This is a genomic window from Weissella viridescens (assembly GCF_014789145.1).
In the GTDB taxonomy this organism is placed as follows: Bacteria; Bacillota; Bacilli; order Lactobacillales; family Lactobacillaceae; genus Weissella; species Weissella viridescens.
Genome location: NZ_CP061835.1, coordinates 1,272,389 through 1,289,073, shown reverse-complemented (window position 1 = coordinate 1,289,073; position 16,685 = coordinate 1,272,389). Strand labels below are relative to the sequence as shown.

The following is a 16,685-nucleotide window of genomic DNA, read 5'->3' as shown; positions in this document are numbered from 1 at the left end:
ATGGCAGATTTTTTTGACACAGATTGGGCGGCCCCTTTGGTCGAAGCCTTACCAAATGCCTATTTTGAACAATTGAATACGTTTTTAACAAACGCATACGCAACTGAAACCGTTTATCCAGCGCGAGAAAATGTCTTTGCGGCCTTGGAAAATACACCATTAGCGCAAACTAAAGTTGTTATTTTAGGTCAAGATCCGTATATCAACCCCGGACAGGCACAAGGATTGAGTTTTTCGGTGCCGTCTGATTTCCCATTGCCACCTTCATTAAGAAATATCTTTCAAGAATTGGCTGATGATTTACAGGTGCCGGCTCCAGTTAATGGTGATTTACATCCGTGGGCGCGCCAAGGCGTTTTGCTTTTGAACGCAGTATTGACCGTACCAGCGGGCAAGTCGAACGGACATGCCGGTGAAATTTGGGAACCTTTTACTGACGAAGTGATGCGGTTAGTGGCAAGTCAAGATCAACCAGTCGTCTTTATTTTGTGGGGAAAGTTTGCCCAAAAGAAAGCCAAGCTATTAGTGGGGCCGAATAATCTCATTTTAACGGCGCCGCATCCTAGTCCATTATCAGCTTACCGTGGTTTTTTTGGATCAAAACCTTTCAGTCAAAGTAATGCTTTTTTGCAAAACCATGGCGTTAAGACGATTAATTGGAGTTTGTGAATAATTTAATTAATGCTGGCGTAAGCGCTAACAAGTATGCGATAATAGAAGTATAATATTTAGAAATAGACAAATTTTTTTGGAGGCTGACATAATGGAACTTTTTGAACAATTATCAGAAAAAATCAAAGGTCAAGGAAAGCGTATTGTTTTCCCAGAAGGAACTGATGAGCGTGTCCTCGGAGCTGCTGTTCGTTTAGCAGATGAGGCATTAGTTGAAGTAACTGTCCTTGGAGATAAATCAACATTTGAAGAAGTTGCTGCCGCCAAGAATTATGATTTGCAAACAATCAAGATTCTTGATCCAGAAGATTGTGACGAAAACTTGATGAATCTCATGATTGAGGAATTGGTTAAGCGTCGTAACGGTAAGACCGATGAAGTTACAGCCGAAAAGTGGTTGAAGGACGAAAATTACTTTGGAACCATGTTAGTTTACCTGGATCTTGCTGATGGTATGGTTTCTGGAGCAACACACCCAACCGGTGACACGGTTCGTCCAGCCCTACAAATTGTTAAGACAAAGCCAGGCTCATCGCGTATTTCGGGTGCCTTTGTTATGCAACGTGGTGAAGAACGTTATGTTTTTGCTGATTGTGCGATTAACATTGACCTTGATGCCCAAACGATGGCTGAGGTCGCGGTTCAATCTGCCGAAACAGCACAAGTCTTTGGGATTGATCCAAAGGTTGCGATGCTTAGCTTTTCAACTAAAGGTTCTGCGAAAGCGCCACAAGTTGATAAGGTCGCTGAAGCAACAGAAATTGCCCACAAGTTGGCACCAGACCTTGCCGTTGATGGTGAATTACAATTTGATGCAGCGTTTGTTGAATCAGTTGCAGCTTCAAAGGCGCCGGATTCAGATGTAGCCGGTCAGGCTAATGTCTTTGTCTTCCCTGATCTTCAATCAGGAAATATTGGTTATAAGATTGCCCAACGTTTGGGTGGTTTTGAAGCAATTGGTCCAGTTTTGCAAGGCCTTGCTAAACCAATCTCTGACCTTTCACGTGGCTGCAATGAAGAAGATGTTTACAAGGTAGCCATTATTACTGCTGCGCAAGCTGTCGATGCTGATAAGTAAACATTAAAACTAGTGAAGCGAGGAATTGCTTTGCTAGTTTTTTTGTTGATATGAGTGAAAATGGCGCCCAGTTTACAAAAAAATGATATACTAAAAATTATGATAGTGAATAGTGAATCTGTCGAAACGACACAAAAATTAGCAAAAACATTAGCACAAATTGTGACACCTGGCACCACCATTTTATTGCATGGTGATTTAGGCGCGGGGAAGACGACCTTTACGCAAGGCTTTGCCCGTGCGTTGGGGATTAAGCGTCCAGTTAAAAGCCCAACCTTTACTTTGGTACGAGAGTATCAAACGCCGGACTTTATGTTATATCACTTAGACGTTTATCGTTTAGGTGAGGAAGGTGGAGCCGACGACCTAGGTTTGGCTGAATATTTCAACGCAAGTAGCGTTAGTTTAGTTGAATGGTCTGAGTATATTCAGGCGGATTTACCTAGTGACGTTTTAAACGTGACCTTAACGCGAACCGATACGTATGACAAAATTGATCAAAGAAAAATTGAAGTGACTGCAACTGGGAGTCATTCACAACAAATTTTAAACCAGTTGGAGCAAACTTATGGACTTGATAATTAGGTTAGCGGAGCCAACCGATAGTGCCAATTTATTGGCTTTATTACGGCAATTATCTCAAGAATCGGATACTTTTTGCATGACGCAAGATCTTGAAACGATTGATGCCATCACGGAAGCACAAAATATAACGGCCATTCAGCAAACGCGCAATAATTTAATGTTGGTGGTGGCAGATGAGGATGATAATTTATATGGCTTAGCCACCGCCACTGCTTTGTTAGATAACCCCGAAGTAGCTGAAGTAGGTGTTGCCATACTGAAAGCCTATCAAGGCTATGGACTGGCGCAGGGGTTGATTGCAGAACTCATTGACTGGGGTGAGACTTTTAGTACCATCAACCAATTGTGGTTAACGGTACAAAAACGGAATACGCCAGCGATACATATCTATGAAAAGTTCGGCTTTTCAGTTGTATTAGATGCCCAAAGCAATGGGCAAGAGGATGAGGCAACAGCATGGCCAACACAGGCGATGCAACTAAATATGACTGGGGGAGAATAACGAATGAATTTTATTGCAATGGATTTCGAAACGGCAAGTGGACAACGACATAGTGCGGTTTCTTTGGGAATCGCTGTCATTCGTGACAATCAGTTGGTTGATGAATTTTATAGCCTAATCAAACCGGACGCTGATGTCACCTTTGAGCGGCGTAACATCCAGATTCATGGTATTCATCCCGAGGACGTGGTAGATGCGCCAACTTTTCCAGAGGTTTGGCAACAGATTAAACAATTTTATACACCAGAACAATTGGTAATTGCCCATAATGCCCCATTTGATAATGGCGTCTTAAAGGCCAGCTTGACGCATTATGGTTTGCAACCCGCGCACTATCTTTCATTAGACACGGTGCGAACATCGCGAAAATTGTACCCACAGTTGCCCAATCATAAATTGGATACCGTGTCGCAAGCCTTGAACATCGACTTAATGCATCATCACAATGCGTTAGATGATACGGTGGCGGCTGCACAAATTTTAGTACATGAAGCAAATGAATTTGGGGTTGAACAAATTAAACACCTTGTTAAAGTGATATAGGAAAGGTTGTTGTATGCAAGAGATAAACTTAATCCGGGAGTTTCCAGGATATGACATTAAGCAGAATCAAGCTTTGTCGACCTATACGAATACTCGCGTTGGTGGGCCAGCGGATTGGATTTTTTGGCCCCGTAATTTAGATGAATTGAGCGAAGTAACACGTTATGCCCGCAATCAAGCGTTACCGATTACAGTATTGGGGAACGCATCAAATCTAATCATTACGAATCAAGGACTACGTGGGTTAGTCATTTTCTTGACGCGCTTAACAGAAGTTTCTGTCAATGAAAACACAGTCACTGCAGCTGCAGGAGCGGCAATAATCGATACAGCACAAGTTGCCTGTGAGCATGATTTAGCAGGGTTAGAGTGGGCTGCTGGAATTCCTGGGTCGGTTGGCGGCGCAGTTTACATGAATGCTGGTGCCTACGGTGGACAAGTCGATGACTGTCTCTTGGAAGCAGTTGTTCTAACACCAGAAGGTGCTTTAAAAACTTACAGTAAGCAAGCCCTAGATTTTGGTTACCGCCATTCAGCGGTCCAAGGAACCGGCGAGATTATTGTCAGTGCAACGTTCCAGTTGGTTCCCGATGCGAAGGTGAACATTGCGGAACGTATGGAAGACTTCAATGATCGCCGTGCCAGCAAGCAACCTTTAGAGTACCCATCATGTGGGTCGGTCTTTAAGCGTCCGGAAGGTTATTTTGCTGGAAAGTTAATCATGGATGCTGGATTACAAGGCTTTCAAGTTGGTGGTGCACAAGTGTCGACGAAACATGCTGGCTTCATTGTGAATAAAGGACAGGCAACTGGTTCTGACTATGTGGCAGTCATTAAACACGTGCAAGCGGTCGTCCATGAACAATTTCAAGTTGATTTAGAACCTGAGGTACGCATTCTAGGTGAATAAAGTAAGGAGAGCTACTGCATGGCAATACTGGAGACAATTATTGGGTTAACCCTCTTAGTCGTGATTGGAAATGTGTTGTCACATTTTTTAAAGCGTGTCCCGGTTAGTTTGATTCAAATTACCCTGGGGTTATTTATTGCGGTTTTCTTTGGTGTCAAAATTAACTTAGATAGTCACTGGTTTATGCTATTGTTTGTTGCCCCGTTGTTGTATTCGGATGCCTGGAATTTTCCAAAACGTGAACTTTGGAATTTAAAAGGTCCTATCTTTGGGAATGCGATTCTGCTGGTGTTCTTAACGACAATTATTGGTGGTTATGGTATCTACTGGTTAATTCCATCGATGCCATTGTCGGTTGCATTTGCGATTGCGGCCATTCTTTCGCCAACTGATCCTGTAGCGGTGGCGTCAATTGGACAAGAAACTAAGTTACCACCGGCTTTAATGCATCTTGTGTCAGGTGAGAGTTTGATTAATGATGCGAGTGGGCTGGTGGCCTTTAAATTTGCGATTGCTGCGACTGTTTCCGGCACGTTCTCATTAGCCCATGCGACCTCGGATTTCTTATATACCACGTTAGTTGGCGCAGTGGTTGGAATTGTACTGGGCTTGTTGATGACGCGGTTACAAAGCTGGTTGATGCAGGAGCAAGCAACCAATGCCGTGGTGAATGTGGTAACGAATATTTTAACCCCCTTCTTGATCTATCAAATTGCAGAAGGGGTGCATGCGTCGGGAGTGATTGCGGTCGTCATTGCGGCAATTGTTCAAAACTTACAAGTTAAAGGTAATCGGGCGACTAGTGGTGAGTATTATTTGGTCAATCGGACGACGTGGCAGGTCTTTAGTTACTTGATGAACGGATTTATTTTTATCCTGTTGGGGATTGAATTACCAGTTGCCATTAATGTGCACGCGGACAATAATCAGCTTGTACCGATTTCGATGTTATTCCTGTATGCGTTCCTAACTTGGTTCTTAATCTTTATGATTCGAGTTGTTTGGTCATATTTGAATCAAATTTGGGAAAAGCGACGGGTTAAAAGTACGGTCCTATCATGGAAGAATGCCTTTATGGCCGGTCTGACCGGTGTGCGTGGGGCTGTGACGATGGCCGGAGTACTTTCGGTGCCAGCGTTCATTGATAGCGGAGCGCCATTTCCTGAGCGGAGCATGATGCTCTTTATTGCGGCGATGGTGATTGTCATTTCATTATTAGCAGCGATTGTTTTACTACCGTTGCTTGCTAAACCAAGCAAGCCGAAGAAGAAAATGACCGTGCCTTTGGATGTCGCCAAACACATGTCAGAGCCACGTGCCTATACCTACGTCTTGCAAACTGCGGTTGGGGAATTAGAACACGAGCTTAAGGCAAGTAATGCTAGCATTGTCTATGATGTTCTGACAGCCTATTACACGAAAATTCGACGCATTCAAATGCGCTCTTTGCAGGAAGAAAAATTACAAAAGATTTTACGAACCGAATTGAAGTTCCGGATGATTGCACTGAATGCACAGCGTGAGGCATTGACGCAATTACATGCGGAGCATCAAATTAGTTCGTTGGTTTACGATAGTGAAAACCGACGGTTGGACCGTATCGAAGATGACTTATCACAAACTGTACGAGTACGTTCGCAAAGGCAAAATAAATTTAATCTCGAACACCTTTGGCGTAAAGCTGTGCGAGCGATTCGTGTTTGGGTGAGCCACACCGATTCGGATGCCTTGCGCGCTGAGTATGAATTGGCTGCTCAGGCAACAGCTCAAGCAGGCTTGACAGCGATGACTGATTACGCTCAGTTACATGCGGGATCAATGAATCGAACAGAGACAACTGCCATTAAACATCTCAAAGTGCTGTTCCACTCACGGTTGGCCAATCAGCATCGTAATGTAAAAACGGTTAATAAAAAGAGTACAAAAGTCTTACGTCGTGAACTGGCGCTAAAAGGGTATACAGCGCAACGTTCAGCGCTGGAACATCTGTACGAAGCTGGATTTATCGATGAACAAAGTGCAGTTAAAATTCGGCAAAATATTAATCTAGATGAAGCGAGTTACTTAGCACAAGATAGTGAATAGGGGCAAATGATGACACAAATTCTGGACTTTTTAAGTGAAATAAAAGTCACACAAATCGTTGATGTCTTAATTGTATGGTGGTTAATTTATCGACTCTTTATGATGATTCGTGGGACAAAGGCAATCACCTTGCTGCGTGGTGTAGGGATCGTGGTTGTGGTTAAGGTAGTGAGTTGGTATTTTGACTTAAGTACCATTTCATGGCTGACGGATCAAATTATTAATTGGGGTGTGATCGCGATGGTGGTCATTTTCCAACCTGAAATCCGTCGTGGGCTCGAACATTTGGGACGCTCGGCCTTGTTCAAGAATCGTGCGAACGATAACGATGAACGCAATTTGATTACATCACTAGACGAAGCCATTCAATACATGTCAAAGCGTCACATTGGTGCGTTAATTACGATTGAGATGGAGACTGGCTTAGAAGAGTATATGGAGACGGGAATTAAAATTGATGGTGATTTATCAAGTCAACTTTTGATTCAGACCTTTATTCCAAATACGCCATTGCATGATGGCGCAGTTATTATCAAGGATTTACGTTTGGCTGTTGCGGCGGCCTATTTCCCACTTTCGGACAATCCTATGATTCCCAAAGAATTGGGAACGCGACACCGAGCAGCTGTTGGTATTTCAGAAGTGACTGACGCATTGACCATCGTTGTTTCTGAAGAAACCGGTGGCGTCACGATCACACGAAACGCTGAACTGATGCAGGACTTGTCACGTGATGACTATATGAAGTATCTAGAACGTCAATTGCTACCAGATCAAGATGGTGAAAAACAAACATGGCTTTCACATTTCTTGAATGGCTTTAAGCAGGAGGATTAGCGCATGAATACGAAATTAAGTAAATTTGGTTATCTCATCACCAGTCTAATCTTGGCCATTTTATTGGCTGCGTATGTCAATGGTCAGCATGACACAAGCATTACTCGAAATGTACAGTCAGCACAAAAAACACCCAAGGGTCTTAAAGATGGAGCTGTCGGGTTGATTTCAAAAAAACGCGAGATAATTTCAGTCCCTTTACAGTTAAATGGGATTAATACTGATGATTATTATGTTTCTGGAGCGCCTGAAACGGTTAAAATCACCGTTTCAGGGTCACCAGCTTTGGTGACTTCCGCCAAGAATACAAAGAACTTTCAGGTATACGCTGATCTCAAACATTTAAATGAGGGACGGCACACGATTAAACTGAAAGCATCGGGTATCAGTAATGATTTAACGTACACGATTGACCCAACCGACATTTCAGTAGATATTGCAAAAAAAGCGATTTCAAACTATACTGTTCAAACCAAGTATGATAGTCAGGCTATTGCTAATGGCTATCATGTTGGTAAAGTGACTTCAAGCGTTCATAACGTCGAGGTGATGGGGACAGCAGATGTCGTGCAAACGGTTCAAAGTGTTGTTGCAGTGGTCAACTTGCCTCGTGATACTAAGAAAAGTATCCGACAAGATGTCACCTTACAAGCGTTAGACGAACATGGTAAGCCAGTTAACGTGGCCATTTCACCGCAAGTCACAACGGTTGATTTGCCGGTAATTGGCGGTGAAGGTAGTCGTCAAGTGCCAATTAAATTCCGTACTGAAAACGGGGATGCTAAGAACTTTGAGTTTTCTGCAAACGTGAATGAAGTAACGATTAATGGTAAAATGAAAGATATTGAAGGAATTAAGTCAATTACGGTGCCAATTGATGTGAAAAACATTCACACTAAGCAATCCTTGACGGTTAAGCCAACCGCAATCAAGAACGTTAAAATTGACCCAGAAAAAGTTAAGGTGCAAGTGACACCTAAGGAGCAAAATTAATTATGGTAGATTTACATTATTTTGGAACAGATGGGGTACGTGGGATTGCCAATAAGGAACTCACACCAGAACTTGCTTTTCGACTAGGTCGAATGGGCGGGGCCGTTTTGACACAACATGCACAAGATCGCCAAGCACGTGTCATTGTCGGACGTGATACACGTATTTCAGGTGAGATGCTTGAATCAGCCTTAGTGGCAGGACTATTGTCTGTTGGGATTGAAATTTTACGTCTCGGTGTAATTTCAACACCAGGTGTTTCTTACCTCGTTCAAGCGCAACAGGCCGATGCCGGTGTGCAAATTACAGCGTCACATAATCCCGCTGAAGACAATGGAATCAAGTTCTTTGGTGCTGATGGTTTCAAACTTTCAGATGAATTAGAAGGTGAGATTGAAAAGTTATTAGATGCACCAGTTGATGATTTACCACGTCCATCTGCTGAAGGACTAGGGTCAGTTTCGAACTTTCCTGAAGGTGCTGGTAAGTACTTGTCATACTTACAAACAACAATTCCTGACAATCTTGATGGATTGCATATTGCGATTGATGCGGCTAATGGAGCGACATCTGGTTTGGTAACAAGTTTATTTGCTGATATGGGTGCTGAATTTGATACGATGGCGACAAGTCCTGATGGATTGAACATTAATGATGGCGTTGGTTCAACACATCCAGAAACGATTTCGGCATTTACTGTTGAAAAGGGTGCTCAAGTTGGATTGGCTTTTGATGGTGATGGTGACCGTTTGATCGCTGCCGATGAAAATGGTGACATTGTTGACGGTGATAAGATTATGTTTATCATTGGAAAATATCTTGATGAAAACGGTCGTTTGAAGCAAGATACAATTGTTACAACAATCATGTCTAATATTGGTATGTACAAAGCCATGGAAGAAAACGGCATTAAGTCAGTTAAAACTGATGTTGGTGATCGTTACGTGGTGGAAGAAATGGTTAAGTCAGGTTATAACCTTGGTGGTGAACAATCAGGACATGTGGTGTTCTTGGATTGGGCCAATACAGGGGATGGCTTATTGACTGCTTTGCAGTTGTTGCATGTTATGAAGGCAACGGGTAAGCCATTGTCAGAATTGGCTGGCCAAATGACGTCATATCCACAGGTTCTTATTAATGTTCGTGTTCAAGATAAGAAGGCTGCTTTGCAAAATGAAGAAATTCAAGCAAGCATTGAAGCTGTTGAAAAAGACATGAACGGAAATGGTCGTGTATTGGTACGTCCTTCTGGAACACAAGACTTATTACGTGTGATGGTCGAGGCGCCTACTGATGAAGCTGCACAACAATATGCAGAACAAATTGTGGCCGTGGTTGAACAAACTGTTGGTGTTGCATAAACACATTTGATTAAAAATAAAAGCTGAGTGCTTCTCAGCTTTTTTATTTAGGGTAGAAGAGGCAGAAGATGACAAAAGCAGGTTTTCAAACTTTGAATATCATTGAAGAAATTACACGTCTAGATGGTTCGAAGTACAAAGAGATTGGGAATCTATTGCATAACGGACAGGCTGAGTATGCAGTAGAAGAAAAGATGATTCAAGAAGTGCGCATTTTAAAGTTAAATATTCCACACTCAAATAGTGTTCAGCAGTATGAAAAATACGTCAATGAGCATTTTGAAATCCCAGCGGAAATTGCGATTGATCATTATCAGGAATGGGAACGCACACCAGAAGTGGAACAACTGGTACAACAAATTTTAATTGAAAATAAAGTTAGTTAAAAAGTTTTACGTCTTAATTTTTTACTGTTAAAACGTTTACTAATGTTAGTAAAGGTGTTATATTTAATACAACAACGATTGACCTTTTAATATCGAGTCCAGAGAGGCTAACAAGGGTTTGGTTTTTGAATCAATTGACATAAATAATTCCCACGTAACTGGGACATTTTTACTGCAATTATTGAAAAGTCCGGGAACTCTTATGTTCCCGGACTTTTTTGCATAGGAGGATAAAGGATGCACGATTTTGTGAACTTAAATGATTTATCAACGGATGCGATTATGAGTCTCATCCAAAACGGATTGGCTTATAAGTCGGGAGAAGCGACGCCAACGGCGCCATCAAAATTGGTTGCAAACTTATTCTTTGAAAATTCAACGCGAACGCAGTCAAGCTTTCAAGTTGCGGAAGTTAAAATGGGTTGGGAACGGATTATGATTGATCCTGGTAGTAGCTCAACACAAAAAGGTGAAAGTCTCAGTGATACTCTGAAAACACTTGGTGCGTTAGGAGTTGAAGTTGCAGTCATTCGACACAGCCTGAACGATTGGTACGAGCCACTATTGGCAGAACACTCAGACTTGATGCCACATTTAGTTAATGCGGGCGATGGAAACGGGCAACATCCATCACAAAGTTTACTTGATTTAATGACGATTTATGAAGAGTTTGGTCATTTCGAGGGGCTTAAGGTGCGAATTATTGGTGATTTGTCACATTCACGAGTTGCCCGTTCAAATGCAGAGATTTTGCAACGCTTAGGTGCCGTTGTGACATTCTCGGGTCCTGAAAACTGGTATCCAGCTGAATTTGATCAATTCGGAACATATGTGGGCATTGATGACGGATTGGATCAACAAGATGTTGTCATGTTCCTACGTGTCCAACACGAACGAATCGAAACAGTTGAAAATGCTGGCTTCTCGGCGATGAATTACCACTTTAATTATGGATTAACGAAAGAACGCTACAATCAATTAGCACCACAAGCCATTATCATGCATCCAGCTCCGGTCAACCGCGATGTTGAGATTGCCGATGAATTGGTCGAATCAGATAAATCAAGAATTTTCGAGCAAATGCGCAATGGTGTGTTCGCACGAATGGCAATTTTGAACGCAATTGGGGAGGATTAGAATGTCTAGCTTAAAGATTAAAAATGCACGGGTTGTGCTACATGATAACGATTTAATTCAAACTGATGTTGTCATTCGCGATGGTAAAATTGCTGAAATGGCACCAACCTTAATGGTTAAGACTGATCGTGTGATTGATGCGAAGGGGCAGCTTTTGATGCCTGGACTGGTAGATGTCCACGTCCACTTCCGTGAGCCTGGTTTTGAATATAAGGAAACCATTAAGACGGGGTCGCAAGCATCTGCGCGGGGCGGCTTTACAACAGTATTGGCAATGCCAAATCTGAACCCCGTGCCAAGTACTGTAGAAACCTTTAAGCAAGTGCAGGCTTTGAACCAACAAGATGGTGTCATTAACATTGACCAATATGCCGCAATTTCTGCAGGCTTAACGTCTGAAGAAGTTGATGACATTCAAGCTTTGGCAGATGCAGGCGCTGTTGCCTTCACAAATGATGGTAAAGGTGTGCAAAATGCGAAGACCATGCGCGACGCAATGCGCGCTGCGGCTAGCGTTGATCGCCCATTGGTTGCTCACGTCGAAGATGAGAGCTTGATTGATGGCGGTGTGATGAACCTTGGACAACGGTCAGCCGAACTTGAATTACCAGGTATGGATCCATTGGGTGAATCTTCACAATTAGCACGTGATTTAGTTATTGCAAAGGCTACAGGGGTTCATTACCATGTGGCTCACTTGTCTACTAAAGAATCAGTCAACTTGGTGCGTATTGCTAAGCAAAACGGGGTGAACGTAACTGCCGAAGTATCACCACATCACTTGCTGCTGGATGAAACCGATATTCAAGGTGACAATGCTTTGTATAAAATGAACCCACCACTTCGGGCACCGCAAGATCGCATGGCGGTCATCGGTGGTTTGCTGGATGGTACCATCGATATGGTTGCAACTGATCACGCGCCTCACGCGGTGGAAGAAAAGGATCGTACTTTTATGGGAGCGGCCTTTGGTATCACTGGTATTGAAACAAGTTTCCAACTCATCTACACCCACTTGGTTCGTTCAGGTGTGGCGACACTAGAGGAATTGACAAACTGGATGGTTAAAAATCCAGTCGCTGACTTTAACTTAGCTGCCCCAACCAAGGTAGCGGTTGGCCAAACTGCCGACTTAGCATTATTTGATATCGACCACGCACACACGATTAGTGCTGATGAATTCCTTTCAAAGGGTGTTAATTCACCGTTTATTGGGGAAACTATCTATGGTCAAACAAGCATGACTTTCTTAAATGGGGAAGTTGTTTACGACGCTGCAAACGACAAATAAGGAGCAAACATGAAACGTTATCTCGTACTTGAAAATGGATCAGTTTATGAAGGTGAAGGCTTTGGTTCAACGAAGCCCGTTGTTGGAGAATTAGTTTTCAACACTGGTATGTCAGGTTACCAAGAATCAATTACTGACTTGTCTTACCATGGTCAAATTTTGACATTCACGTACCCATTGATTGGAAATTATGGTATCAATCGTGATGATTTTGAATCATTTAAGCCAGCCGCTTCAGCGATTGTGACCCATGAAATTGCGCGCCGCCCATCGAACTGGCGTTCACAAATGTCAATCGCCGAATGGGCTGAACGTAATGACTTACCTGGGATTACAGGGGTTGATACACGTGCCTTAACAAAGGAACTCCGCGACTATGGTGTGTTAAAGGCAACCATTGTCAGTGAAGTTAACGAGGCAACTTTGCTTGACTTGAAATCAGCCGAACTATCAAAGGAACAAGTTGCTGAAGTCGGAAGCAAGAACATGTATGTTAATCCAACTGATGGCGTGACGATTGCTTTGATTGACTTTGGATTGAAGAACTCAATTCTACGTTCATTGGCGCGTCGTAACGTTAATGTATTGGTTTTCCCTGCAACAGTTGATGCACAAACGATTTTGGATGCAAATCCTGATGGGGTCTTGCTTTCAAACGGACCTGGAGATCCAGAGTCCGTTGAGGGAATCTTGGATGTTATTCGTGAACTAGAGGAACAATTACCAATCATGGGAATTTGTTTGGGACACCAACTATTTGCCCTAGCCAATGGTGCCACAACGAAGAAGATGAAGTTTGGTCACCGTGGATTCAACCACGCGGTTAAGGACAACATTAGTGGTAAGACTAACTTTACGTCACAAAATCATGGTTACGTGGTTGATGGTGACTCAATTCCAGGGACAAACCTTGAAATTACGCAATATGAAATTAATGATGGTTCTGTTGAAGGACTACGTCTTAAGAATCACCAAGCCTTTTCGGTTCAATATCACCCCGATGCAGCACCGGGTCCACATGATGCCGAATACCTATTTGATGAATTCCTAGAAATGATTGCCGCTCACAAGGAGGAACAAACACATGCCTAAGCGCGATGATATTCACAAGATTTTAGTAATTGGTTCTGGACCAATTGTGATCGGACAAGCCGCTGAATTTGATTATTCAGGAACTCAAGCAGCCATGTCTTTGAAAGAAGAAGGTTACGAAGTTGTTTTGGTTAACTCAAACCCAGCAACGATTATGACAGACACGGAAATGGCTGACCAAGTCTACATCGAGCCGTTGACATTGGAATTCTTAGAACGCATTTTGCGTAAGGAACGCCCAGATGCTATTTTGCCAACACTTGGTGGACAAACTGGTTTGAACATGGCGAAGGATTTGGCCGAAGCTGGTGTCTTGGATGAACTAAGTATTGAACTTTTGGGAACTAAGCTTTCAGCGATTGAAGAAGCCGAAGATCGTGAAGAATTTAAAGCGTTGATGGAACGTTTGGACGAACCAGTTCCAGAATCAACGATTGCAACCACGGTTGATGAAGCTGTTGATTTTTCTGAAACACATTCATATCCTGTTATCGTCCGTCCAGCCTACACATTAGGTGGAACGGGTGGTGGAATTGCCAACAACTACCAAGAATTAGTTGAAATTGCCGAAAATGGACTTGAATTGTCACCAGTAACGCAAGTGTTGATTGAACGTTCAATCGCTGGATTCAAGGAAATTGAATTTGAAGTGATGCGTGATGCTGACGATAATGCGTTGATCGTCGCTTCAATGGAAAACTTTGATCCAGTTGGTGTTCACACTGGGGATTCAATTGTTATGGCACCGGTTCAAACGTTGTCAGACCGCGAATACCAAATGATGCGTGATGCGGCTTTGAAGATTATCCGTGCTTTGAACATCGAAGGTGGTGTAAACATCCAAATGGCTTTGGATCCAAAGTCATATAAGTATTACATCATCGAAGTGAACCCACGTGTGTCACGTTCTTCAGCATTGGCCTCAAAGGCAACTGGATATCCAATTGCTAAGATGGCCGCTAAGATTGCGGTTGGGTTGACTTTGGATGAAATCACCAACCCAGTTACGGGAACAACAATGGCGGAATTCGAACCAGCTTTGGATTACGTTATCGTTAAAATTCCACGTTGGCCATTTGATAAGTTTGTAACGGCTGATCGTCGTCTTGGAACGCAAATGAAGGCGACTGGTGAAGTTATGGCCATTGGACGTAACATTGAAGAGGCGATGAACAAGGCTGTTCGTTCGCTTGAAATTGGTGTTACTGGTCTCGATGACATGCGCTTTGAAGGAACAACTGATGCTGATTTGTTGGATGCTTTGATGCCAGCACGTGACGATCGTCTCTTCATGATTGCTGAACTCTTGCGTCGTGGCGTAACACCAGAAACGATTCACGATCGTACTGAAATCGACTTATTCTTCCTTGATAAGTTGCTACACATTATTGAAATTGAACAAGAATTACAAACAAGCGTTGGTGATATCACCGTTTTGGAACAAGCCAAGAAGAATGGTTTTGCTGATAAGACCATTGCTGGACTTTGGGGGATGACTGAACGCGAAGTCAAAACTTTGCGTGAGCGTAATAATGTGACGCCAGTTTATAAGATGGTTGATACGGTGGCAGCTGAATTCGAATCACAAACACCATACTTCTATTCAACATATGAAAAGGTCAATGAATCAGAAAAGTCAGATCGCGAAAGCGTTTTGGTTTTGGGTTCAGGTCCAATTCGTATCGGACAAGGTGTGGAATTTGATTATGCGACAGTGCATGCAGTTAAGGCGATTCAAGCTGAAGGCTACGAAGCCATCATTATGAATTCAAATCCTGAAACTGTTTCAACCGACTTCTCTGTTTCAGACAAGCTCTACTTTGAACCATTGACACTTGAAGATGTCATGAACGTGATTGAACTTGAACAACCTAAGGGCGTTGTGGTTCAGTTCGGTGGTCAAACAGCGATTAATTTGGCGGCACCACTAGCTCAAAATGGCGTTAACATTTTGGGAACAACGGTTGCTGACTTGGATCGTGCAGAAGACCGCGAAGAGTTTGATCAAGTTATCAAGTCATTAAACTTGCCACAACCAGTTGGTAAGACTGCCACAACTGTACCAGGTGCATTGGCTGCAGCGGAAGAAATTGGTTACCCAGTTCTTGTCCGTCCATCATATGTTTTGGGTGGTCGTGCCATGGAGATTGTTGCTAATGCTGATGAATTAGCTGACTACATGGATCGTGCAGTACAAGTATCAAATGATCATCCAGTTTTGATTGACTCATATTTGGTTGGGCAAGAAGCTGAAGTTGATGTTTTGTCTGACGGTGAAACTGCAGTGATTCCTGGAATCATGGAGCATATTGAACGTGCTGGGGTGCACTCAGGTGATTCAATGTCAGTTTACCCATCACAGTCTTTGTCACAAAAGGTAAAGGATGAGATGACAGCAGCTTCAATCGCTTTGGCTCGCTCATTGAATACGGTTGGCTTGATGAATGTCCAATTCGTTATTCATGATGACACTGCATATGTGATTGAAGTGAACCCCCGTGCTTCACGAACAGTACCATTTATTTCAAAGGTAACGCACTTGAAGCTGGCACAATTAGCAACACGTGTCATGTTGGGCGAAAAGTTGTCTGATATGGGATTTGAGACAGGTTTGATTCCAGAGACAGACGATGTGCACGTTAAGGCACCTATCTTCTCATTCACAAAGTTGCCAATGGTCGATTCATTGCTTGGACCTGAAATGAAGTCAACTGGTGAAGTTATGGGGTCTGATAAGACTTACGAAAAGGCCTTATATAAAGCCTTTGAAGCATCAAATATCAAGATTCCTGAATTTGGAACTGTACTCTTCACGGTGGCTAATGACGATAAGCCAGAAGCCTTGGCCTTGGCAAAGCGCTTTGATCGCCTAGGCTACATGTTGGTAGCGACTGAAGGAACGGGAAAGTTATTTGCTGACAATGACATGCGTGTTGAAGTTTTGGACAAGATTTCTGAATCTGAAAACAATCCAGTCACAGCTATTCGTGACGGTCGCTTGCAAATTGTGATTAATACAACGCAAGCTGATGAGTCAGCTGAAAATGACGGACGCATGATTCGTAATACTGCGATTGAAAATGCTATCCCATTGTTCACAAACCTCGATACAGTTTCAGCCTTGCTACGTGTGCTTGAAACGCGTTCATTCGATGTTGAATCTATGAAATAATGCTTAAAACAGCCGGTTTCGACCGGCATACATACCAAGAG

At 42.9% G+C, this 16,685-nt stretch carries 15 protein-coding genes; all 15 read left to right on the top strand.

From position 1 onward, the window contains the following. The gene (locus IE337_RS06385; RefSeq protein WP_191136213.1) at window positions 1–669 is read left to right on the top strand and encodes a uracil-DNA glycosylase; all 669 of its coding nucleotides are present in this window, start codon (window positions 1–3) and stop codon (window positions 667–669) included. A gap of 94 nt (window positions 670–763) precedes the next feature. Continuing rightward, window positions 764–1,750, top strand: a complete 987-nt coding sequence (gene pta / locus IE337_RS06380) for a phosphate acetyltransferase (RefSeq protein ID WP_191136212.1) — start codon at window positions 764–766, stop codon at window positions 1,748–1,750. 99 nt (window positions 1,751–1,849) lie between these two features. After that, a complete protein-coding gene (gene tsaE / locus IE337_RS06375) occupies window positions 1,850–2,335 on the top strand; it encodes a tRNA (adenosine(37)-N6)-threonylcarbamoyltransferase complex ATPase subunit type 1 TsaE (protein ID WP_057747085.1) in 486 nt (161 codons plus the stop codon). Beyond that, window positions 2,319–2,837 (top strand): GNAT family N-acetyltransferase, encoded by a 519-nt coding sequence (locus tag IE337_RS06370; RefSeq protein ID WP_191136211.1) that lies wholly within the window; start codon window positions 2,319–2,321, stop codon window positions 2,835–2,837. Before tsaE ends, IE337_RS06370 begins: the two co-directional genes overlap by 17 nt. Window positions 2,838–2,840: 3 nt before the next feature. Then, window positions 2,841–3,380, top strand: a complete 540-nt coding sequence (locus IE337_RS06365) for a 3'-5' exonuclease (RefSeq protein WP_191136210.1) — start codon at window positions 2,841–2,843, stop codon at window positions 3,378–3,380. 13 nt (window positions 3,381–3,393) lie between these two features. Next, a complete protein-coding gene (gene murB, locus IE337_RS06360) occupies window positions 3,394–4,290 on the top strand; it encodes a UDP-N-acetylmuramate dehydrogenase (RefSeq protein WP_057746946.1) in 897 nt (298 codons plus the stop codon). An 18-nt stretch (window positions 4,291–4,308) separates the two neighbouring features. Beyond that, window positions 4,309–6,375: a Na+/H+ antiporter gene (locus IE337_RS06355; RefSeq protein ID WP_191136209.1), complete on the top strand. Its 2,067-nt coding sequence runs from the start codon at window positions 4,309–4,311 to the stop codon at window positions 6,373–6,375. A 9-nt stretch (window positions 6,376–6,384) separates the two neighbouring features. Then, window positions 6,385–7,212 (top strand): diadenylate cyclase CdaA, encoded by an 828-nt coding sequence (gene cdaA / locus IE337_RS06350; protein ID WP_057746942.1) that lies wholly within the window; start codon window positions 6,385–6,387, stop codon window positions 7,210–7,212. A gap of 3 nt (window positions 7,213–7,215) precedes the next feature. After that, window positions 7,216–8,205 (top strand): CdaR family protein, encoded by a 990-nt coding sequence (locus IE337_RS06345; protein ID WP_191136208.1) that lies wholly within the window; start codon window positions 7,216–7,218, stop codon window positions 8,203–8,205. 2 nt (window positions 8,206–8,207) lie between these two features. Continuing rightward, window positions 8,208–9,566: a phosphoglucosamine mutase gene (glmM, locus tag IE337_RS06340; protein WP_191136207.1), complete on the top strand. Its 1,359-nt coding sequence runs from the start codon at window positions 8,208–8,210 to the stop codon at window positions 9,564–9,566. 68 nt (window positions 9,567–9,634) lie between these two features. Next, window positions 9,635–9,952 carry a hypothetical protein gene (locus tag IE337_RS06335; RefSeq protein WP_057746936.1) on the top strand — a complete coding sequence of 106 codons (318 nt, stop codon included), beginning with the start codon at window positions 9,635–9,637 and terminating at the stop codon, window positions 9,950–9,952. 237 nt (window positions 9,953–10,189) lie between these two features. Next, window positions 10,190–11,089 (top strand): aspartate carbamoyltransferase catalytic subunit, encoded by a 900-nt coding sequence (locus IE337_RS06330; protein ID WP_191136206.1) that lies wholly within the window; start codon window positions 10,190–10,192, stop codon window positions 11,087–11,089. A gap of 1 nt (window position 11,090) precedes the next feature. Next, the gene (locus tag IE337_RS06325) at window positions 11,091–12,380 is read left to right on the top strand and encodes a dihydroorotase (protein WP_191136205.1); all 1,290 of its coding nucleotides are present in this window, start codon (window positions 11,091–11,093) and stop codon (window positions 12,378–12,380) included. A 9-nt stretch (window positions 12,381–12,389) separates the two neighbouring features. Continuing rightward, window positions 12,390–13,472 carry a carbamoyl phosphate synthase small subunit gene (locus IE337_RS06320; protein ID WP_112468331.1) on the top strand — a complete coding sequence of 361 codons (1,083 nt, stop codon included), beginning with the start codon at window positions 12,390–12,392 and terminating at the stop codon, window positions 13,470–13,472. Beyond that, window positions 13,465–16,644 carry a carbamoyl-phosphate synthase large subunit gene (gene carB / locus IE337_RS06315; RefSeq protein WP_191136204.1) on the top strand — a complete coding sequence of 1,060 codons (3,180 nt, stop codon included), beginning with the start codon at window positions 13,465–13,467 and terminating at the stop codon, window positions 16,642–16,644. Before IE337_RS06320 ends, carB begins: the two co-directional genes overlap by 8 nt. Window positions 16,645–16,685 lie beyond the last annotated feature (41 nt).